Raw genomic sequence first — 19,886 nt, 5'->3', positions numbered from 1 at the left:
GTATATCGACACGTCGTCCGACGGGTCTCGAATACCCTTAACTAGCCGTGCCTAAGCTAGCCGCCCAGGCCCTGTATTCGATCTCTGCCGCCAGCGTCGGCTCGACGTAGACGGCCGAGCGCGACCTGATCATGACCACGGCCTTCCTGTCTCTGATGACATCGAAACGTGCCTTCCAGTTCCCTTGCCGTCCGTGCGCTCAACACGGTTCCGACGCTTCCAACGTAGACGAGATCGTCGCCCTTTCGCGCAGCCAGAAGCAGACTGCCGAGGTTTCCCGTACCGGCCGAGGACGGCTCGTAGCCGCCAACGACGAACGTGTCGCTGGCGACACGTTTTATCATCCGCCAGTCACCGCCCGTCCCGGACGGTACGTCCGGCCTCTTGGCGACTATGCCTTCCAGCCCGAGTTCTGACGCGCCGTCCGTCGCTGATCGGTCGCGGCCTTGCGCTCCGATAGAACTGCGCGCACTGTCGATGAAAGGAGCGAGGACGGAAAATGTCGCACTGGGATGCCGAGCAGTTCTACGACGAGAACGACCATAGCGAGACCGACTTCACCGCACTTACGAAGCCCATCACCTATCTCAACAGCTGGCTCCCGGTTGTTCTGCGTATGATTCTTCGTGACGACCTAACGCACTACGGTTTCAGCGTCATCGTTCACACTGGTGATGGATCGGTTCTGCTAGACGCGAGTCAGCATGCCGCCCTTCTTTGCATCCAGGAAAGGAAGAACGCGGAGACAATGGGAACGAGATAGAACGCTTATAATACCAACTGCCAATTGCGTCGCTCACATCCGTCACGCACTCCCAATGCGTGTCCCTAGCCACCGTACCTCGGGCAACGCCGCCCTCTGACACATGGCACTTTCAGTTCATTTAACGTGCAATCCACTGGCCTACAGGAGGTCGGACACTCGATTCCGCCGACGAGGCGATGCAAGCTGCCGAATTCCTGCGGAAACGTCTCGAATGATCAAAGACCGACTTGTTTAGCCCGTTGACCGGTCATCGAGAGGGTGGGCCTCGCCCTTCCAATAGTGGTCGATAATGTGCCTGCAGTTCCGAACGACGCGTTCTCCAATTTCCGGATCGCCGCCTTTCAGAGTGTCGGGATCGCCGCCGCTGAGGCGCACGAAAAGGACTTGCTGGGTGGCAAACGTGAAATAGTCCTTGCTGGTTGGCTCGAATTCCAGTCCGGCCTCCCGGAATTTGTCCGCCACTTGGGCGGCCGCGTCCTCAATCGCTTTGTAGACCTTGTCGAGCATCGCGCGCTCGGCTGCTTCTCTGATTTCCATGTACTGGCGCTGTTCGGGTGTCGGTACGGCGCAGCTCCCGGTCATCCATGTCTCCTTTCCTGTCGTCCTTGGCGATCTCGACAACCGCACTACCTCCAGTCGTGAATAGGGAGGTAGCAATGAAGATTCAAAAATTCAGCCTGTCGGACGCTGAACTGGTCAAGTCTCCGGGACAGGATGCCGATATCTTTGTCGGAAACCTAATCGACGAGAAGGATGGTGGCCCCGTTACCATCGGATACGGCCGCTACGCTCCTGACCAGTCGCTTACAGAGACCATGGCCGTCCACGACACGATGGTAGTCATAGAAGGCAGGCTCTCGGTTTCCACTGGGGACGGAACCGTGACTGCAGGAGCTGGCGACATCGTCTACATGCCCAAGGGCGAGGCCGTAACGATCACGACGGAGGGCGAGGGCGCGCTGACGGCATACGTGACCTATCCTCACTGGGCGGAGGCGCAATAAGGATGACGAGAATGGCACCATCGCCAAAAGGCTGGGCGACATTCGCCTGGCAGTCCGACTACGGTCAGTTCTACCTTGTGGACAGGGAGGACGAAGCTTTCGTGGCTCCCGTGGAGATCACGATGGAGATGGAGGCACGTAGCCTGTGCGTGACGCCCAGGGGGCTTGTAATCTACACCCAGTCCAGCCTTCAGCAACATATCAGGATCGCTATCTACGACAGCGAACCGGAGCATCCGGTCACCGAGCCCTTGAGCGGCAATCTGTGGACGCGAATAGAGCAGACGCAAGCCTCGTTCCCTTCGATGTCGTTCGGGATATTCAGCCCGTCGTTGCCCGATCCTTTGCCGTACGGCCCGATCTTCCTCGTGGGTAGCACAGACTGCGTGATCCAGATCAACTGGATGGAATCCCAAGGCGGGAGGGATGACAGCGTCCCGGTCGATCCGGACATCATCGATATCGCGATCTGGCCAGCCGTTGCTACACGAAACTATGCAGTGGAAGAACTAGGCGCTGCACTGAGGCAACCTCTGGAAGCAGCTCTTGCCGACGAGACCGTTGACGGATCGATTATCTTTCCAGCCGATCCGGTGCGGCAAGAGTAATTCAGTTGGCAAAGTGCTACGCCGACGTTAAAGCGGCGCTCCCACTGGCCCGTCAGCATTATTGCAGTGATTGGACATCATTAACCGCGAGGCCGCGCAGCTGCGACGCTGACCCGAAAAGCGTCGCGTGTAGTCAGGGCTTGGCTGACGGTCCGGGATTGGCATTCTCCATACCGACTGGAGAAGAGGGAGCCGAGCCGCTGCCTTCCACTGAATTCAAAAGAGCCCAACCCACGACCGATACCAGGAATACTGCGAGAGCCACCATGGCCCACCTGGAACGTCCCCGACCGGTTCGGCGGGAGTTGCTATGCTTTGTCTCGTACTCTGTGGGGGTGCCGTTCGATCCGTCCTGCTCATGTGCCATGTCCGTTTTCTCCCTCGATCGCCGAACATCGCCGAAGTGCGATTGTTCCGGGCAACGGGAGTACGTCTAATGTACGTTTACATCGCCGGACGCGTGGCACTACCGATGATGACACTTACGGTACACCGATAGTGCCCAAGGGAATCCACCAGTGCCAAGCCTTGATTTGTAGGCCTTACTTTTCGCAAAATTGAGGGTTCGTTCTGCTGTTACTGTTCCTAAGCTGGGAAAGTGGGAGCTGCTTCTTAAAGCCCATCCGTGATCGAGGCACGCCATGTTCCATAATATATATTACGCGCTTTCATAAGCCCGCTAATGGAGAAGCCGTATATTTGTTTAGTCTCACAGCCACGCTTCCGCCCGGGCGCAAAGCTAATAAGAGCGCCCGCACCAAACGCATCTCCACAGGCGGTCCGCCGCGACTGCCTCATCCTCAACCCTGCCGCTCTTGGACGCGCGCGTCACCCAAGTTACCCGCGGGATACCCTCATCGGCTGTTATTTGCGCATTGCTGCGCGAGGGCGTCAACAAATCTAGGAGCTATTTAATGCAGCACAGCAAGTGGTCCCAAGGCGAACGGTTTGCAGCCTATCGTCAGTTAGATGCTTGAGCGTTTTGTAAACGAGCTACCGAGCTACCGAGCTACGCCCCCAAAGGTCACCACGGTCTTTGCAACTTGATACCCCGGAAACTCTTCCTACTCCCTATCATGACAGACCAGTCGCGGTAGTGTAATCGGAAAGGAGAGAAAGCAACGGGAGGTCAGCCTCGGTTCGGCCTGACCTCTTCATCCCGGTTGTGGAGCATAGGAGAGACCCGGTTTCGCGGGTCCGTCTTGCAACCTAATTCTCCAACCTAGCCTGCCGCAAACCGCTAGATTGAAGCAAGGTTCCGCTCACGATGGCCTTGGTGCTCAACCCACTCCAGTCACCGTCCGGACAGAAATCCGACGATATCGTCGAGCACTAGCTGCATTATCTGCGCTATCTGTTTCGCAGGCCTCCATGAAGGTTGCGTTCGGAAATGGCAAGTTGCGTGCTTTGTTCCAGGGAAAGGGTCGCCGCGAACTGGACCGCCGCATCTTCTATTGCTGTGCGCACGCGGCCGGTCATCGCAGCATGCCGGTTCGAACGAGCAAGAGACATGAGCCCCCACAGGAGCCATGTCAGCTTACGAAGGTATGCATTGGCAACCACTATGAAGGCGCGAAGCATAAGAGCGCCTTCCGGCCTAAGCGAACCACAATGGCGCAAGTTACTTACTTCTTTCCGAGGCAACAAAATCGATGAACGCTCTCAATGGCGCAGGCATAAACCTGCGGGAGAAATACAGTCGTGGACCGTCAAAATTTGTCCACCAGTCCGGTAGCACGGGTTCGAGATCTCCGGAATCAAAGTGCGGTTGAAGCCAGTTCTCGAACGTGTAGATCAGGCCACATCCGTGCCGGGCAAAGTCGATCGCCGCGGCGGCAGCATCCACACCGACGACCAGCCGTCCCTGAGGGTCGACCGCAAGTGCCTCGCCTTCCCTTTCAAACTCCCACAACACGTAGGCCCCGCTGGAGAACCTCAGGCGGATGCACTCGTGATCAAGCACATCGCTCGGATGCCGAAGCCTTTTTCCACTTGCGAGGTATGACGGACTGGCCGCGAGAGCGGCTCGCTGTCTTGCTGGACCCAACGGTACGGCTATAACGTCTTGAGCGAGATGCTCGCCGTAGCGAATGCCAGCATCACATCCGGCTGCCACAGCATCCACAAGCCTATCCTCGACCACGAACTCGATGCGCACGCCAGGATGCTTCTCAAGGAAGCCTTCGACAAGTGGCGGAAGGATATCGACCATGACTGCGCCGGTTACATTCAGCTTCAGCAAGCCACGGGTTTCGGCTTGGGAGCTTGCGGCATCCTGAAGGGCCGCGCGCGCTTCCGCATAAAGAGGCAAGAGGCGTTCCGCCAATGAGCGGCCGGCATCCGTCGGCGAGACGCTGCGTGTCGTCCTTGTCAGCAAAGGAACGCCGATCTGCTGCTCCAAACGCTTCACACGTTCGCTGACCGACGACGGGGACAGCCCAAGTCGCTTCGCAGTCTTCCGAAAGCCGCCGGTCTCGCAAATGTCGAGAAACACCGCTAGGTCGTTGAAGCCAGAAATGTCTTCATTGTTCGCCATGACGATCACGGTATATAGGATTAGGGGGATTATCGGGCGCTAAATCTGCATCTATCTCCATGAGCAGTCCACCGCAATGGCCAATCTCAAAGGAAAACATGATGGAAAAGAAAACAGTGTTGATCACAGGTGCGAACAAAAGCATCGGATTCGAAACGGCGCGTCAAATGGGTCGCAATGGCTACAGCGTGTGGATTGGAAGCCGCGATGCTGCGCGCGGCGAAGAGGCTGTGCAGTTGCTATCTGCTGAAGGCGTTGAGGCGAGGCCGATTTACATCGACGTAACGGACGAGGCGTCGGTGAGGCAGGCGGCCAATCGCGTCCAGACAGAGGATGGCAAGCTCGATGTTCTCATCAACAATGCGGGTATTCCAGGTCAGATGGTGCCGCCCTCTCAGCAGTCGATCAATGACATCCGCACCATCTACGAGACCAACGTCTTCGCACCTGTTTTGGTGACCCAAACCTTTCTTCCCGCTCTCAAGGAGGTTGGGAACGCAAACATCGTCATGGTCAGCAGCGGCCTCGGTTCCCTTGGTTGGCTCTCGGACCCGGGCAATCAGTTCTACGGTGTCAACTTTCTCGGCTACAACAGCTCCAAAACGGCACTCAACGCCATAACGGTGGCTCTTGCCAAGGAACTTGCAGCCTCGGGCATCAAGGTGAACGCGGCTGATCCAGGCTACACAGCAACCGACTTCAACGGTCATTCCGGCTATCGCACGGTCCAGCAGGCTGCAAGCGGCATCGTGTGGCTTGCGACGCTGGGTGAAAAAGGTCCGACAGGCGGCTTCTACTTCGACGGGGTGGTGGTGCCCTGGTAAGCTTATGCTGATCTGATATCCGCCACCCGTCTCGCCGCCGAAGGAGAGCTGTGATCGCATGAAAGGTTCATAGATCTCGTGGTCGGTCACGCCGGATCTTGCCATGTGGTGGACCGCTGCGTGGCAATTCTGACGAGCTGAGCCGCGGCGCGGAACATTTCGATCTCACGTGACGAGAATGGCGTTGTCGGCCACGAATTTGGCTTTGGGCATCAACTAATCGAGTCCTGCCCATAAGTCAGCGAGGTGCGATCAACGAAGCGGCCGATCTGTGCTCTCGTGCGCCCATACGCATGAGAAGTTAGGCGCATTTCACCGCTGTCTTGATGACGCTGTCGCCGGGACGGTCGACATATTCGTGAACGATCGGTCCGATCTGCCCATGTCCTCGACGAGAATTGGTTCTCCGCCCGGCCAGCAGCAACGATTGGGTGAGGAAGGACAGCAGTGTCAGCCGCTTGTCGCTGTCGGTCGGCAATCGCCGTCGGAATTGACGGGGCCGTCGCAACTTAGCAGAGCGATGACGAACAAGTCTTCACCGTCAACCCCGCACTTTCCCACGCTCGGCAAGAAAATCCAGGAGCGCGCGCACCCTCGAAGGGAGCAGTCCCCCCTGGCCGGTGTGGATCGCATGGAAGGCCTCGCGATCGCCGGGGTTGAACTGCTCCAGAACGGGTACGAGACGCCCGGCATCGATGTCGTCTTGGACCGTGAACCGGGCAAGGCGCACGAGCCCGACACCGCAAAGTGCCAGACGGCGCAGCGCTTCGCCGTCGCCCGCCTGAACCCGCCCTACGGCCGGAATGACGACGGTTCCGGCTCCCGTCTTCATCGGCCATCCATCGACGTTACGGATATAGGAGAAGCCAAGGCAGTTGTGGCGATCGAGGTCTTCAACGGTCTGCGGCTCACCGAAGCGCGCTATGTATGCAGGGCTGCCTGCGACAATCATGGCTGTATCCCCAAGCTTGCGCGCCACCAGGCTTGAACTCTTCAGTGCTCCTGCGCGAACTGCCACATCCGTCCGCTCCGCCAGCAGGTCTACAACCACGTCGGTCTGCACGAGATCAAGGGTGACGCCGGGATAGCGCTCCAGGAACTCCGGCAGGATCGGAGCGAGAATGTGCGTGGCGTAGGATGCGCTGGTGTTGAGACGGATGCGTCCCACCGGCTGCTCGCCTGCACCAGCGCTACGCTCGGCATCGCCGATGTCGGCAAGAATACGGGTCGCCCTTTCGTAGAACGAGCACCCCTCGGCTGTGAGCTGGAAAGCCCGGGTTGATCGGTTGACCAATCGGGCCCCAAGCCGTGCCTCTAGCCGGGCGACAAGCTTGCTGACTGCGGACGGCGTCATGTGGCAAGCGCGCGCTGCGGCCGAAAATCCGCCGCGTTCCACCACGCAGACGAACACCTCCAATTCACCGGATCGGTTGATATCAGAGCGCGCCATTGGTCTTTCAATTCACAGATGATGTTCTTAAAGGCAGACTATATCGGAAATTAGCAAGCGTCTACCTTGTGGCCTGGTCACCAGGGGTTGCTGGACAGATCGTGGCTGAAGCCTTCGACCTGTCCCTAATAAGCGACCGCTGAACCCTCATTCGTTGCAAAGGACAAACAATGGATTATCGCTATCTCGGCCGCTCCGGCCTCAAGGTCTCGGTGCTCAGCTTCGGCGCCGGCACATTCGGTGGTTCAGGGCCGCTGTTCGGCGCATGGGGCAACACAGATGTCGAGGAAGCGCGACGGATGATCGACATCTGCCTGGATGCGGGTGTCAACCTGTTCGACACCGCGGATGTCTATTCGAACGGCGCATCCGAACACGTGCTCGGTGCCGCCATCAAGGGACGTCGCGACAAGGTTCTGATCTCGACCAAGGTCAGCCTGCCGATGGGCGATGGTCCCAACGATGCAGGGTCTTCGCGTTTCAGGCTGATCCGATCGATCGAGGATGCGCTGAAGCGGCTCGGGACCGATTACATCGACATTCTGCAACTTCACGCCTTCGACGCCGCAACGCCGGTCGAAGAGGTCCTGTCCACGCTCGACACGCTCGTTCGCGCCGGAAAGGTTCGCTATATCGGCGTCTCCAATTTTTCCGGCTGGCAGATCATGAAGGCGCTCGCCGCGGCCGATCGCTACGGCTGGCCGCGCTACATTGCCAACCAGGTCTACTATTCGCTGGTTGGCCGCGACTATGAATGGGACCTGATGCCGCTTGGAGCAGACCAGGGGCTTGGCGCTCTGGTGTGGAGCCCACTCGGCTGGGGACGGCTGACCGGAAAGGTCAGGCGCGGCGATCCCATTCCGGACGGAAGCCGCCTCCACGATACGGCGAGCTTCGGCCCACCCGTTGACGATGAACTTCTGTTCCGTGTCGTAGATGCGCTGGAAGCGGTTGCCGCAGACGTCGGCAAGACAGTACCGCAGGTGGCACTCAATTGGCTGGTCGAGAGGCCAACCGTCTCCTCCGTCATCATCGGCGCGCGCAACGAGGCTCAGCTTCGCCAAAATCTCGGCGCTGTCGGCTGGACGCTGTCTGCCGAACATGTCGCCAAGCTCAACGATGCTAGCGAGGTGACGGCACCCTATCCGCATTTCCCATATTACCGGCAGGAAGGGTTCGCACGGATCAATCCGCCGATTGCGAGATAACGGTTCAGGCTTGCTCGGTGGGTCGGGCGTTTCTAGTCAGCGATGATGCTGACCTCCTGCTGCCCACGATCGTAGACGCACGGCTCAGGCGCCTCGTCGTGCGTCAAAATTCTCCTGCGCAAGCTCGATCTGATGTTTGCTGTCTCGGCTCCATTCAACAAGTGCCGCGACCTGAGAAGCGAAGGATTGGCCAAGTGGCGTGCGCTCATAGCTTACGCTTGGTGGAACGCTCGCTTCGACATGGCGCACAACATGTCCGTCCCTTTCAAGGCGGCGCAGTGTCAAGGTCATCATCCGCTGTGAGATTCCCGACAAGGCCCGTTCCAATTGACGGTAACGACGTGGACCGGGAGTAAGCTCCGCCAACGCCATGACCGTCCACTGCTCCCCCAATCGATCGAGGATGAGCCGCAGGCCGCAGTCTTCGTCGCCGGGCGCTCCACAAGGGATCAGCACTGCGGCGGGACGAACATCGATGTGCGTATCGGACAAGATTGTGCCTCCTTATGCGTGCGCGACCTTGGATTTCTCGGAAGTTAAAACCCTGTTTCTCGTCTCCGCCGGATATGCGGAGGACGATGTCGTGATCCGTCGACATGGCGCGGTGCTGGAGGCAGCCGGTCGGCAGGGGGTCAAGCACGTCGTTTATACGAGCCTTTCCAAAGCGAGTGATCATCTCGGCTTCGCGCTCGCCCATCGATGGACCGAACGGGCTGTCATGAACAGCGGCATGGCATGGACCATCCTGCGAAACGGCCTCTATGCCGAACTGATCGGCGCCCTTTCCGCACCTCGCGAAGGCCGGATCACCACCCCCTTCGGCACAGGTCCCATTTCATCCGTGGCACGGGCTGATCTTGCCGACGCCGCCGTCGCAGTGCTGGCGAAGCCCGAAGCCCATGCTGGCGTCACATACGAGCTGTCGGGGCCCAGGCGAGGTTGTCGAACACAGGCTGCGTTAGTCGCATCAGTGCCAACAGGCTCAAAACTACTCTCAATGCTTGGAACCTAGCCTACGCGGCTCTTCATCATATCGAACGGTAACACGTTGATGGATTGAAGTTGGTCTGCAGCTGCCGGTCGGCCAAGATAGTACCCTTGTAGCTGATGAATGCCGTACTGCTGCATCAGACGCTGATGCTCGATAGTTTCTACCCCTTCGACAAGAATGCGGGTTCCACGATTACGAAGCAGGCCGATGATGTCCAACATCATTCGTCGTCCTTTCTCCGTGTTGCAGTCATGGAGGAAGGACCGATCAATTTTGACGGTATCGAATTCTATGAGACGCAGCCACGACAATCCCGCGAAACCCGTACCGAAGTCGTCCAGCCAGACCTGGACGCCCAACTTTCGCAAATCGTTGATGCAGCGCACTACGTCTTGGTCTATTTCCAGCTCCATCCCTTCTGTAATTTCGAGAGCGAGCCTCGCTCCTGCTAAACCGAAATCAGAGAGAGTTGAAGCGACGAAACTTGAGAAATCCGGCATTTTGAGCTCAATCGGCGAAACATTGACACTGGCTACCTCAACCTTATTTCCTGCCAGAATGTCGCTGCAGACGGTGCGTATCGCCCAACGCCCCAGCTCGATTATTGACCCTGATCGTTCCGCGACTGGGATGAAATCAACCGGCGCGATCGATGTGCCATCCGGCCGACGCAAGCGCATCAGAGCCTCTGCAGCCGCCACTCTGCCCGTCTGAACATTTCGGATCGGCTGATAGACGAGGGATACAAGCCGCTGGGCGACCGCGACCTTCAGGATCGCTGCTATGTCCTCCTCGTCATCCTGTGTCCTCGCGTCACCAGGATCGAACACCACCACCGTGTTCCGACCGCCTTTCTTCGCGGCGTAGAGGGCAAGATCCGCTTCGTGGACAACTCGGTCGAGGTGCTTGGTCTGGTTCCTAGCGAACGACAATCCGATGCTGACCGTAACGATCGAGGTTCCATCTCGTCGGTTCTCATGAGGTAAAGCCAGCGCACGTATGGCAGACTTGATCGCCTCTGCAAAAGCGATGGCGTCCTCAACGCTTTGCTGCCGCGCGATGATGATGAATTCCTCGCCGCCGTAACGTGCAATCCTAGCTCCGTGGGAATTGACAACCTCTTGAAGAAGATGGGACACAGCGACAAGGCACCGGTCACCCTCTTGATGACCATAGCGGTCGTTGTATCGTTTGAAGTAATCGACATCGAGCAGCAGCACGTAGAACATCGACCTATGGTCGAGCCAACGTCGCCAGTAATCACGCAGTCGCTCATCGACAGCCCGGCGGTTTTCCAGCCCAGTGAGCGGGTCAGTGTTGGACAAAAGGAGGAGAGCTTTACCCCTCTCCTCTGCCGCGTTGTGCTGGACACGGGCCTCGAGAGCGTTGAGGAACACGTTGTAACGCTCTCGGTTGAGTTTCAGGTTCACGTACGAAGTAAATATGAAGCACGAGATGCAGAAGGCTCCGAGGATCAGCTTATAAAGCGGCAACATGGGTGAATATAGATAGAGCGTGCCCAGAAAGATGAGCATATTCGCTGCAGAGGCTGTGAGTGCAACGGGAAAGCGAAAGCTGAAAAACAGGTTCACGCTCATCATGAAGATGGCGCCGAAAACCATGTAGTAGGAGAGCGCCTCCACAGCACTGGACATCTGTGCAGTGAGAATCCAAACAAGATAGGCTACGGATACGGCTGTAGCCGCGACAGTGTCGATCAGGCCGGATCTTGCTCCGACGTAGATCAAGACCTCTAAGATCGCTAAGGCACAAACCCCAACGACGAGACGGCCCGCGACGGTGTAGTAAGCGACGTCGGGAATAAAGAGGTAGTCGGTAAGAGAATACGCCAGATACGCGACGACGGCTATCCATAGGCCTTTGCGCGTGACGCGTCTCCTGCCCCGCTCGCTCTCACGCACGTACAAATCACGCAAGTCTTCCGGCGAGGGCGTCGTACCTGCTGCGACGTAACCTGCCTCGGCAAACATGTGCAGCATGGCCTAAGAACCAATTCGGTTGTAGCTACGCGTCGTAGATCGCCGCTGTACGTTAAGTAGCGCCATGTGACATCCGCGACAAACGATAACGAGCTTATCGCGCGCGCACTCGATACGAACCGCCCAGCTTATTTAATAATTTCTAAAGTTGGTGACGCTTGATTGGCCCAATGCGGGACAGACTAATAATCCTTGACGAATGACAAATCGGTGAAGAATTTAACCTTGTATTAACATTTCATTAATCATGAGGTTATTTTTTTGGCTCAGCCCCTTTTCTCCCCTGACGGCAAAAGCTTGATCATGCCCCGATCCGTCAGCGACAGTCTTATCTCTCAAAAACCGACCAACCCGGCAGAACTTCTAGCTGGAGCAAAAGCTCAGTTTGCCATTGTCATAAACCTGGCCATGCAGCGGTTGGATGCTGGGAAGGATCTAGCCGAGATGACCAGATGGTTGATCGGTCAACTGCATGATATCAGGCAAAAAGCAGGGCCCGAAGTCTGGCAGATGCTCGTCCCCATCATACAGGCGCATCCTTCAGCGCGGGTATTACAGCAGTGCCCCTTTACCCGATGGTCGTTCGAGAAGCCGCGTGGGTATTCGGGAGATGCCGGATTGATAGACTTCATCTATCGACATGAAGCGGTAGCTGAAGAAGTCGCCAAGGCGACTCCTGTCGGACTTCAGATCTTTGAGTACACAATTAACGCACCAGGGCCGGTTGCGGTTAGGGAAAGGCGAGACATTCTAACCCGCTATGTTGATGAGACCGCGGCAAGGACCGCCTCAGATACTGAAATCCTGGCGATTGCCGCCGGACACCTCCGGGAAGCGGAGGCATCGACGGCCCTTACAAAAGGCGAAATCAAGCGCTGGGTCGCCATTGATCAGGATCCCGAAAGCATCGGATCAATCATGAGACAATTCGAAGGGACGTCCGTCGATCCAATCGATGGATCGGTGCGTGGGCTCCTCACGGGAAAGCATCAACTCGGGACATTTGATTTGATTTATGCCGCGGGTCTCTACGATTACCTTAGCGATAAGGTCGCAATCAAACTTACGCAGATTTGCGTCGCGATGCTGAAGCCGGGCGGAGTATTCTTGTTCGCTAATTTTTCCGATGAGATGTCTGACGACGGCTATATGGAATCTTATATGAACTGGGAGCTCTTGCAGCGTTCAGAGTCAGACATGTGGCGTATCGTCGGTGCCAGTGTTGATGCAGAGACAGTGGATGCCCGCGTCTGGTTCGGGACCAACCGCAATATCATTTACAGCACAATTAGAAGTCTGAAGTAGGCTGCGGCGATAGGGCCTCTTGGAAATTTTATTGCCCCAAGTCCATGACATCGTATCCGGGGCGACGTGACGTCGCCTTGGACATGACTTAGTCTCGATGATTGCGTTCGAACGGTCTTAGAAGTATCCAAGCTGGTTTAAGGACGGGTCTGCGGATCCCCTAGCCCGTCCTTACTTTGACTAGGTGGCTCACACACCTCTTATGCTTACCTTAAGCAGCTCGGCCATAGCGAGCCTGTTGTTCCCGCGGTTGCTCAGTTAATGCGAACTGCGCCAAGAGCCTCTTGAGCTCGTCGGCTTCCGCCGCAAGGCCGTGGCTTGCCGCTGTTTGTTCCTCGACCATGGCAGCGTTTTGCTGCGTACCCTGATCGATCGTGTTGATCGCGGTGTTGATCTCCTGGAGCCCGGTCGATTGCTCGCGTGAAGCGACAACGATCGCGTCGATATGTCCGTTGATCTCCTGAACCTCAGCAACAATCGTCGCCAGTGCCAGACCTGCATTGCCGACGAGTGCCACTCCCGTCTCAACCTGCGACGCAGATGTATTGATCAACGCTTTAATTTCCTTTGCAGCGTTGGCCGAGCGCTGCGCGAGATCCCGCACCTCCTGCGCAACAACAGCAAAGCCCTTGCCCGCTTCGCCTGCTCGAGCCGCTTCAACGCCGGCATTCAGCGCCAAGAGGTTCGTCTGGAAGGCGATCTGGTCGATGACGCCGATGATCTTCGAGATTTCTGCCGAAGACTGCTCGATGCCGTGCATGGCATTGACAGCATCGCCAACCACGATACCGGACTGCTCGGCGTTGCCGCGTGTACGGTTTACCAGTCGACCAACTTCCTCAGCGCGTCGAGCAGAGTCCTTGACCGTGGTTGTTACCTGTTCGAGCGCCGCGGCCGTTTCTTCGACGGACGCTGCCTGCTGCTCCGTCCGCTGCGCGAGATCATCAGCGGACTGACGTATCTCGCTCGCACCTGCATCGATAGCTCTCGCATTTTGTCCGACTGTCGTCAGTACCTCGTTGAGTTTGCCTATCGAGTTGTTGAAATCCTCGCGCAGACGATCAAGGTGCGACACAAATGGCGTTGCGATGCGATAATTCAGGTCGCCGTCGGAGAGATGCGCTAATCCCTTTGCAAGGGCATCGACTACCAACTGAATGTCTGCGGCATCCTTTGCAGACTTTTGTTCCCGGTCGACGCGTTCACGTTCAGAAGACGCGCGTGTCTGTTTGGCGTCACCCTCGAGACGTTGGCGCTCTATCGCATTCGTCCGGAACACAGTGAGAGCGGAAGCCATTGAGCCAATCTGGTCTGTACGGTTCTGCCCGGGGATGGCCACCTGCAGTTGACCTGCAGCCAGCTCTTCCATCACAGACGTCATCTGTGTCACCGGCTTAATGACGAGCTTACTCAGAAGAATGGCGACAAGACCGATCATTCCTGCGACGGCCAGCACTGTTGCGATGATAGCCGCGATCCTGAACTGGAAAACAGATGCATAGGCGGCATCCGCATCTACGACAAAACCGAGATACCACTCAACGGACGGCAGACCACTGACGGGGACGAAGCTCGTCAGTTTGCGACTCCCGGAGATTTCGGTCTCCGCGATGTCAGCTGCAATCGCAGGTGCGCCAGATGGAAACAGATCGATCACGGTCTTGTTGACAAAGGATTTGTCTGGATGAATGAGGATCTTACCGCTGGTGTTTACCAGGAATGCGTACCCGCCAGTGCCGACATCAACCGACTGGATCATGGACACAAGCGAGTCAAGAGAAAAATCGCTACCAGTCACACCGCTCACCTTTCCATCGACATTTACCGGTACGGCAGCAGTAATGATAAGTCCGCCTGTCGAAGCATCCGTGTACGGCTCCGTCAGGACCGCCTTGCCAGCCTTGACGGCATCAAGATACCAGGGTCGCTTTCTCGGATCGTAATCGGCGGGCAGTTCCTGCTGTGGCCAAGTGATGAACGCCCCGTCGGCACCATCGCCGAAGTATGTGGACATGAACTGACCTGTTAAAACGTCGTTCTGCAGGAACGCGAGTTTGGCCGCAGCATCCTTGGCTTTTTCCATTCCCTTGGCAGATACATCGGTCAGCATGATGCGACCGTTCAGCCAGTTTGCAATGCTTTGGGATGCCTGCTTTCCGGAGGCGCTGATCTTTTCGGCAACAGCCTTGGTTGCCACGCTGCGTTGCAGGCTGTCGATATAGGTCGAGAAACCGACGAAGGCGGTAGCCACGACGAGAGACGCTGCTATGAGAATACGCGTCATCAGGTTTGATTTCCTAGACAAACCAAAAATCCTTCGGATGCTGCCGGTGCGACACCTAGCTTAGATTGGACGGGGACATGCCTTGAGGCGAGGCAACGCGCATCATGCGTGCCGGAAGATGTGAGCTTCGAACAACTCACTAAATTAAGAAGATTAAATTTAAACGACTACGTTTCCTGGAACCGTCAGTCGATCCTGCGAAGAAGCGCTCTGAACGTAGAGCGTCTTCGCCTTGAGTGGGTTCGAACCTTCGACCTGCATCCTGCCACGAGAAAATCTACCTCCTTTTACCCAACAAAAACATCAAGCACGGAGCGCCTATGAGAGCTGTGACGAGCCCAGCCGGGATTTGGTAAGGTGCTACAGCCGTGCGACCAATCAGATCTGCTAAAACCATCAGTCCCCCGCCAATAAAGGCGGCGCCCATCATCTGCGGCAGAGCGCGCTTCAACCCGGCCTCCCGCGCCAGGTGCGGTCCCATAAGGCCGACGAAGGACAGCGGACCAACTGTGAGGTTCGCAGCCGCAGTCATCAGGCCGGCTAGACCGAACAGCGCCAGTCTCGAACGCGCTAGTTGGATGCCGACTGCCGATGACGGAGCCGGCCCAAGGGGCAGGATATCGAGCCAACGACGTGCTGACAGAGCAATACCAATCAGCACTGCTCCGATTGCTATTTCCGTGGCTGCTGTTCCGGCGTCAACCAGATAGGTGGAGCCGCTTATCCAGCGCAGCAACAGCACCGCTCTCGGATCGCCAGTGGAGCTCAGCACGCCGACCAAAGCATCCACCATTGCACTGAGCGCTATGCCTGCCAGCAGGACCCGCTCCGGCGCGAAGTTCGACCGCCTCGAACTCAGCAGGATGACAGCGAGTACCGTGATCGCGCCGACGGCTGCAAAAGCGAACTGCCCGACAAAGCCAGGCGCAACGGCGAATAACGCGATGGCGACGCCGAAGGTGGCACCGGCGCTAATCCCCAGAACCTCTGGGCTTGCCATTTCGTTGCCGGTCAACCTCTGCAGGATCGTCCCCGCAACACCCAGCATCGCGCCGGATGCGAGCGCTGCAAACACCTTGGGTGCGCGGATAGCGAGGATGCCGTTGAAAAACTCGCCGGAAAGCACAGACCAGACGCCGCCAGGTCCGCGCCCAACATAAAGGCCAAGCGCAACAATAACCAGGACGCTCGCAAGGGTGACCGTTGCTGGTTTGCCTACGCCCCATCGGCGCTGCCGCTCGCGCATCGTCACCGCCTGCTGGACCCGGTGACGCACCTTCAGCCAAGGTAGCAGCGCCAGGAGCAGCGGCGATCCGAAGATTGCGGTGACCGCGCCTGTCGGAAGAAAGTCTCCGAGGCCGCCAGCAACGAGTTGCAGCACGGAGTCGGCGAGGAAGAGAAGTGACGCCCCGATGAGCGGAGACCACAGTATCAACTGCACCGGTCGGCGCGCGCCCGAAAGCCGCGCCAGCGTAGGCGCGACCAGCCCGATAAAGCCGATGACGCCCACGGCGCTGGTGACAAAGGCCGCAAGCGACACCGCGCAGGCAACGGCGACGGTACGAAGGCGCACGAGTTTGACCCCAAGCGAGGACGAACTGCTTTCCCCCAGATCGAGCAGCGACAACGGCCGGATTACAAGGATGCAGACGATTGCGACGGGGACAATTTTCCAGATGAGCGAGACCGGAATGACCCAGCTCTGCTGCGCCAGCGATCCTGCGCCCCAAATGAACAGGCTCGCGAGGTAGCGCTGGTTCAAATAAATGAGGATGGCCGACAGGCCGCCGCACCATTGGCTGAGCACGAGGCCCGAAAGCACCAGGGAATACGGCGAAAAACCTCGTCGAGCGCCCAACCCAATGACGATGACGGCAGCCGCCGCACTTCCCAGCAAGGCAACGAGATCGCGGCCGGCGCCCAAGAGTACCGGCATGAAAAGCGAGGCCACGACCAGCGCAAGATTGGCGCCCGCCGAGACGCCAAGCGTCGTCGGGTCGGCCAGCGGGTTTCGCAGCACCTGCTGGAACAGCGCGCCCGACAAAGCCAGCGCCGCGCCCGCCAGCAGTGCCGTGGCCAGCCGCGGCAAGGTAGAATAATAGAGCACCATCCGCTCGATGTCGTAGCCCGGCGCTACCGTTCCCGAGAGCGCCGGCTGAACGAGAAACCAGGATGCAACGCATCCTCCGCAAATCAGCAGGAAAACGACAAGGCCAGGCCCGAGATTATCGCGACGGAGGGCGGTCATGCGTCATGGTCCAGAACATCGGTCACCAGACCGGCAAACCGCATCGCCTCGTTGACCATGCCGAACATCAGCGCCGGCGGAACGACCGACACGTGTCCGGGCCGGGAAAACGGCAGCGTCTGCCACAGCGGGCTTTCCGCAAGTTTTGGCAACACATCGGGCGGCACAGGCTCAAAGATGATCAGGCGGGCGTTCCTGTCTGTAATGGTCGAAAGCTCCTCGATGCCAATCGTCTCGAAGCCCCAGTAGTTCGATTGGCGGGTCCAGGCGTTGCGTATGCCGATGCGCTCCAGCGCGTTGTGGAACAGGCCGGGAGCGGAGTAGATGCGGGCGTGCCGGGCATCCATAAACGACGCCAGTGCAACCGGTGGAAGGGTTCTCCCCGCCAAACGTGCGCGGCAGGTCTCGAAGAATGCATCCGACCGCGTCAGGAATTGCTCCGCCTCCTTCTCGCGGCCGAGCCCTGAGGCCAGCGTGCGCGTCGCCGAAATCGCCGCCGGCAAGACGGGACCGCCGTTGGGCGTGAAGATCTCGAGCCGCAGGATTTTCGCGATCGGCTGGAGCCTTGGCAGAAGTTGGTCAAGATAGGGCGTCGTTAAGATGATGTCCGGCTTCAGCTGGATGAGGATTTCGAGATCGACCTCGTGCGAGCTTCCGATATCCACGACCGAGCTCGGCATTTCGGGCTCGACGACCCATTTGTTCCAGTCGGCGAGATCGGAAATGCCGACTGGCTGCACCCCGAGCGACAGCAATGTGGACGCCAGCCCATAGTCGAGGCTTATGATCCTCTGGCCGCCGGCATCCGCCAGCAGCTGTGCCGGCATGGAGACCGCTGCGGCCGCCGCCGCTGCACCATTCAGCAATGAGCGCCTTGAGATCTGCATCCCGTTGCGAACCTCAGCAGGCATAGGCAAGCGGATGCGACAGGTGAGGAGCGGAAATTACCTCCATCTTAATCCCGTAAATGGTATAGAGCAGTTCGGGTACCAGGATTTGGGCGGGGGTTCCGCTTGCGACCAACCGTCCACCTTTCAGGGCATGGATGCGGTCGCAAAAGCGTGTGGCCATGTTGATGTCGTGCAAAACGATGACGACGCTGCGACCGTTCTCACGCGCGAGACGTCGCACCAGCGACAACACCTCGATCTGATGCGCGATATCGAGTGCCGCGGTCGGCTCGTCGAGTAGCAGGCAGCGTGCGTCCTGAGCGATCAGCATGGCGATCCAGGCCCGCTGCCGTTCTCCGCCGGAAAGCGTTCCCACCATGCGATCGGCAAATTTGTCGATATGCGTGGCAGCGATCGCTCCCTCCACCTTCTCGCGGTCGACGGCAGAAAAGCGACCGAGCGCGCCGTGCCACGGGTACCGTCCGCATGCGACCAGTTCACGGATAGTCATATCCGACCCGGTGCCCAGATCCTGCGGCAGGTAAGCGACGCAACGCGGAAATTCATGACCGTGATAGCGCCAAACGTCGCGGCCGGCATAGGCGACAGATCCGGTAGTTGGCGTCAGCTGCCGCGCAAGTATTTTGAGGAGACTGGATTTGCCTGAACCATTGTGGCCGACAAGGGCCACCACTTCGCCTTCCGGGAAATCGAGGCTTACATCCGAGAGGATGGCATTGCCGTCGATTACAAGAGTGACCCCGTCGACTGCGAAGGCTTTCTGCGTATCAGGCGCGTCCTGCGCGCTTTCTATCATGACCATCTCGCCTGTTCCTCTTGTCACGAATTCGGACGCCGGAAGGCGATGCCAATGGCGCGGTTGACCGCGGGTCCGACCACGGACATATGGGTCTCGCCGGCGAAAAGCTCGAATTGCGTCCGGATGCCGTCCGCCGCTCCATCCAGCCGATCGGCCATTTCCTGCGCCAGCGCGACCGTTCTTTCGGCTTTCTTCCGAACCAGGCGGACGGCGGCATCCTCGTTCAAATACTGGAACGGCGCGAGTTCCTCCCCCTCATATTCTCCCGCGGAAAGATGCAGCATCACCTCGTTGCCAGCGACCGTTTGGCGGAGCGCCTCGTTTTTGAGGATCTCGCTGCCTTCCCAGTAAATGGTCGGGCTCGCTGCAATCCAGTTGGCAAACAGGTCCGGCTTTTCAAACAGGGCGTAGAGCGTGAAGAGGCCGCCGAAGGAATGCCCGAAGAGCGACCGCCGTGTCGCATCGAGCAGAACCAGTTCGGCGAGCCGCGGCAGCAATTGCTTGTCGATGAAAGCAAGCAACTCACCTGATCCGCCGATGCGCACAGGAGGTCCCCCCTCGACATAGGGCGGATAGGATTTGACCGGCGGGGGCCCAAGATCCCACGCCCGTCGCATGGTATCATAGGGGTCGTCGGTCGGATAACCGATCGCCGCGATGACGCCCCAGTCGACCCCGGTGCCCGATGGATAAGGCGCCTGCGTCACCAGGCTTGCAAAAGCGAAGGGAAAGTTTGCGTTGCCGTCGGTCATGACCAGAAGCGGCCAGCCCCCGACGGGCGCCTCGACAGCCGGCCTGAACAGGAAAATGCGATAAGGATCGCCGCCGGTCTCTGGCGCCAGGTCGAAATAAGTCGTGCCGGGCAGGCAATAGGCCTGTTCAGTCATGCTAATCTCGCAAATTGTATGACGCTTGCAGGCCGGGGAACGCATTGCCCGGCTCTGACGGATAG

The 19,886-nt window shown here is 58.2% G+C and carries 18 protein-coding genes and 1 pseudogene; 8 read left to right on the top strand and 11 right to left on the bottom strand.

Features of this window, described 5'->3' with window-relative positions; translation table 11 throughout:
- Positions 1-131 precede the first annotated feature (131 nt).
- Both AC0JZ8_RS00600 and AC0JZ8_RS00595 read left to right on the top strand, forming a co-directional pair.
- Positions 132-416, top strand: coding sequence for a hypothetical protein (locus AC0JZ8_RS00600; RefSeq protein WP_471891332.1), 285 nt, complete (start codon positions 132-134; stop codon positions 414-416).
- Between the two features lie 83 nt (positions 417-499).
- Positions 500-763, top strand: coding sequence for a hypothetical protein (locus AC0JZ8_RS00595; RefSeq protein ID WP_471891331.1), 264 nt, complete (start codon positions 500-502; stop codon positions 761-763).
- A 234-nt stretch (positions 764-997) separates the two neighbouring features.
- Here AC0JZ8_RS00595 and AC0JZ8_RS00590 read toward each other — a convergent pair whose 3' ends face one another.
- Complete coding sequence (locus tag AC0JZ8_RS00590) at positions 998-1,348, bottom strand: hypothetical protein (protein ID WP_471891330.1); 351 nt, start codon at positions 1,346-1,348, stop codon at positions 998-1,000.
- A 74-nt stretch (positions 1,349-1,422) separates the two neighbouring features.
- Here AC0JZ8_RS00590 and AC0JZ8_RS00585 point away from each other — a divergent pair, with 74 nt between their 5' ends.
- Both AC0JZ8_RS00585 and AC0JZ8_RS00580 read left to right on the top strand, forming a co-directional pair.
- The gene (locus AC0JZ8_RS00585) at positions 1,423-1,770 is read left to right on the top strand and encodes a cupin domain-containing protein (RefSeq protein ID WP_471891329.1); all 348 of its coding nucleotides are present in this window, start codon (positions 1,423-1,425) and stop codon (positions 1,768-1,770) included.
- An 11-nt stretch (positions 1,771-1,781) separates the two neighbouring features.
- On the top strand, positions 1,782-2,378 hold the full coding sequence (locus AC0JZ8_RS00580) for a hypothetical protein (RefSeq protein ID WP_471891328.1): 597 nt from the start codon (positions 1,782-1,784) through the stop codon (positions 2,376-2,378).
- A 1,621-nt stretch (positions 2,379-3,999) separates the two neighbouring features.
- Here AC0JZ8_RS00580 and AC0JZ8_RS00575 read toward each other — a convergent pair.
- Positions 4,000-4,914: a LysR family transcriptional regulator gene (locus AC0JZ8_RS00575; RefSeq protein ID WP_471891491.1), complete on the bottom strand. Its 915-nt coding sequence runs from the start codon at positions 4,912-4,914 to the stop codon at positions 4,000-4,002.
- Between the two features lie 101 nt (positions 4,915-5,015).
- Here AC0JZ8_RS00575 and AC0JZ8_RS00570 point away from each other — a divergent pair, with 101 nt between their 5' ends.
- Complete coding sequence (locus tag AC0JZ8_RS00570) at positions 5,016-5,738, top strand: SDR family oxidoreductase (protein WP_471891327.1); 723 nt, start codon at positions 5,016-5,018, stop codon at positions 5,736-5,738.
- On the opposite strand, the pseudogene AC0JZ8_RS00565 reads toward AC0JZ8_RS00570, so the two are convergent.
- Both AC0JZ8_RS00565 and AC0JZ8_RS00560 read right to left on the bottom strand, forming a co-directional pair.
- Positions 5,724-6,216, bottom strand: a pseudogene (locus AC0JZ8_RS00565) (aminopeptidase P family protein); the annotation flags it as partial. The gene AC0JZ8_RS00570 and the pseudogene AC0JZ8_RS00565 sit on opposite strands and share 15 nt — an antisense overlap.
- A gap of 63 nt (positions 6,217-6,279) precedes the next feature.
- Complete coding sequence (locus AC0JZ8_RS00560; RefSeq protein ID WP_471891326.1) at positions 6,280-7,188, bottom strand: LysR family transcriptional regulator; 909 nt, start codon at positions 7,186-7,188, stop codon at positions 6,280-6,282.
- Positions 7,189-7,358: 170 nt separating this feature from the next.
- Between AC0JZ8_RS00560 and AC0JZ8_RS00555 the strand changes: the two genes are divergently transcribed.
- Entirely contained in the window at positions 7,359-8,396 is a 1,038-nt protein-coding gene (locus AC0JZ8_RS00555) for an aldo/keto reductase (protein WP_471891325.1), read from the top strand.
- 84 nt (positions 8,397-8,480) lie between these two features.
- Here AC0JZ8_RS00555 and AC0JZ8_RS00550 read toward each other — a convergent pair whose 3' ends face one another.
- The gene (locus AC0JZ8_RS00550; protein ID WP_471891324.1) at positions 8,481-8,888 is read right to left on the bottom strand and encodes a winged helix-turn-helix transcriptional regulator; all 408 of its coding nucleotides are present in this window, start codon (positions 8,886-8,888) and stop codon (positions 8,481-8,483) included.
- Here AC0JZ8_RS00550 and AC0JZ8_RS00545 point away from each other — a divergent pair.
- Positions 8,872-9,408, top strand: a complete 537-nt coding sequence (locus AC0JZ8_RS00545; RefSeq protein ID WP_471891323.1) for an NAD(P)H-binding protein — start codon at positions 8,872-8,874, stop codon at positions 9,406-9,408. The two genes, AC0JZ8_RS00550 and AC0JZ8_RS00545, sit on opposite strands and share 17 nt — an antisense overlap.
- Here the strand turns inward: AC0JZ8_RS00545 and AC0JZ8_RS00540 are convergent.
- The gene (locus AC0JZ8_RS00540) at positions 9,405-11,387 is read right to left on the bottom strand and encodes a putative bifunctional diguanylate cyclase/phosphodiesterase (protein WP_471891322.1); all 1,983 of its coding nucleotides are present in this window, start codon (positions 11,385-11,387) and stop codon (positions 9,405-9,407) included. The genes AC0JZ8_RS00545 and AC0JZ8_RS00540 overlap by 4 nt on opposite strands.
- A gap of 261 nt (positions 11,388-11,648) precedes the next feature.
- Here AC0JZ8_RS00540 and AC0JZ8_RS00535 point away from each other — a divergent pair, with 261 nt between their 5' ends.
- A complete protein-coding gene (locus tag AC0JZ8_RS00535; protein ID WP_471891321.1) occupies positions 11,649-12,692 on the top strand; it encodes a class I SAM-dependent methyltransferase in 1,044 nt (347 codons plus the stop codon).
- Positions 12,693-12,903: 211 nt separating this feature from the next.
- On the opposite strand, the gene mcpU is transcribed toward AC0JZ8_RS00535, so the two are convergent.
- From mcpU to AC0JZ8_RS00510, 5 genes are all read right to left on the bottom strand, one after another.
- Entirely contained in the window at positions 12,904-14,997 is a 2,094-nt protein-coding gene (mcpU, locus tag AC0JZ8_RS00530; protein ID WP_471891320.1) for a methyl-accepting chemotaxis protein McpU, read from the bottom strand.
- A 256-nt stretch (positions 14,998-15,253) separates the two neighbouring features.
- Positions 15,254-17,224 (bottom strand): Fe(3+)-hydroxamate ABC transporter permease FhuB, encoded by a 1,971-nt coding sequence (fhuB, locus tag AC0JZ8_RS00525; protein WP_471891319.1) that lies wholly within the window; start codon positions 17,222-17,224, stop codon positions 15,254-15,256.
- Positions 17,221-18,111, bottom strand: coding sequence for an ABC transporter substrate-binding protein (locus AC0JZ8_RS00520; protein ID WP_192087205.1), 891 nt, complete (start codon positions 18,109-18,111; stop codon positions 17,221-17,223). The genes fhuB and AC0JZ8_RS00520 overlap by 4 nt, the downstream gene beginning before the upstream one ends.
- A gap of 13 nt (positions 18,112-18,124) precedes the next feature.
- Complete coding sequence (locus AC0JZ8_RS00515; RefSeq protein ID WP_471891490.1) at positions 18,125-18,931, bottom strand: ABC transporter ATP-binding protein; 807 nt, start codon at positions 18,929-18,931, stop codon at positions 18,125-18,127.
- 23 nt (positions 18,932-18,954) lie between these two features.
- A complete protein-coding gene (locus tag AC0JZ8_RS00510) occupies positions 18,955-19,821 on the bottom strand; it encodes an alpha/beta hydrolase (protein ID WP_471891318.1) in 867 nt (288 codons plus the stop codon).
- Positions 19,822-19,886 lie beyond the last annotated feature (65 nt).

This window comes from Velazquezella soli (assembly GCF_977018685.1).
Note: the sequence above shows the minus strand (reverse complement) of the source record. Positions and strands in the feature narration are given on the sequence as shown.

Excerpts from the sequence above, each read along its gene's own strand:
- AC0JZ8_RS00600 (WP_471891332.1), top strand. The coding sequence starts at position 132 with ATGACCACGGCCTTCCTGTCTCTGATGACATCGAAACGTGCCTTCCAG.
- AC0JZ8_RS00595 (WP_471891331.1), top strand. The coding sequence starts at position 500 with ATGTCGCACTGGGATGCCGAGCAGTTCTACGACGAGAACGACCATAGC.
- AC0JZ8_RS00590 (WP_471891330.1), bottom strand. The coding sequence starts at position 1,348 with ATGACCGGGAGCTGCGCCGTACCGACACCCGAACAGCGCCAGTACATG.
- AC0JZ8_RS00585 (WP_471891329.1), top strand. The coding sequence starts at position 1,423 with ATGAAGATTCAAAAATTCAGCCTGTCGGACGCTGAACTGGTCAAGTCT.
- AC0JZ8_RS00580 (WP_471891328.1), top strand. The coding sequence starts at position 1,782 with ATGGCACCATCGCCAAAAGGCTGGGCGACATTCGCCTGGCAGTCCGAC.
- AC0JZ8_RS00575 (WP_471891491.1), bottom strand. The coding sequence starts at position 4,914 with ATGGCGAACAATGAAGACATTTCTGGCTTCAACGACCTAGCGGTGTTT.
- AC0JZ8_RS00570 (WP_471891327.1), top strand. The coding sequence starts at position 5,016 with ATGGAAAAGAAAACAGTGTTGATCACAGGTGCGAACAAAAGCATCGGA.
- AC0JZ8_RS00560 (WP_471891326.1), bottom strand. The coding sequence starts at position 7,188 with ATGGCGCGCTCTGATATCAACCGATCCGGTGAATTGGAGGTGTTCGTC.
- AC0JZ8_RS00555 (WP_471891325.1), top strand. The coding sequence starts at position 7,359 with ATGGATTATCGCTATCTCGGCCGCTCCGGCCTCAAGGTCTCGGTGCTC.
- AC0JZ8_RS00545 (WP_471891323.1), top strand. The coding sequence starts at position 8,872 with ATGTGCGTATCGGACAAGATTGTGCCTCCTTATGCGTGCGCGACCTTG.
- AC0JZ8_RS00540 (WP_471891322.1), bottom strand. The coding sequence starts at position 11,387 with ATGCTGCACATGTTTGCCGAGGCAGGTTACGTCGCAGCAGGTACGACG.
- fhuB (WP_471891319.1), bottom strand. The coding sequence starts at position 17,224 with ATGACCGCCCTCCGTCGCGATAATCTCGGGCCTGGCCTTGTCGTTTTC.
- AC0JZ8_RS00520 (WP_192087205.1), bottom strand. The coding sequence starts at position 18,111 with ATGCAGATCTCAAGGCGCTCATTGCTGAATGGTGCAGCGGCGGCGGCC.
- AC0JZ8_RS00515 (WP_471891490.1), bottom strand. The coding sequence starts at position 18,931 with ATGATAGAAAGCGCGCAGGACGCGCCTGATACGCAGAAAGCCTTCGCA.
- AC0JZ8_RS00510 (WP_471891318.1), bottom strand. The coding sequence starts at position 19,821 with ATGACTGAACAGGCCTATTGCCTGCCCGGCACGACTTATTTCGACCTG.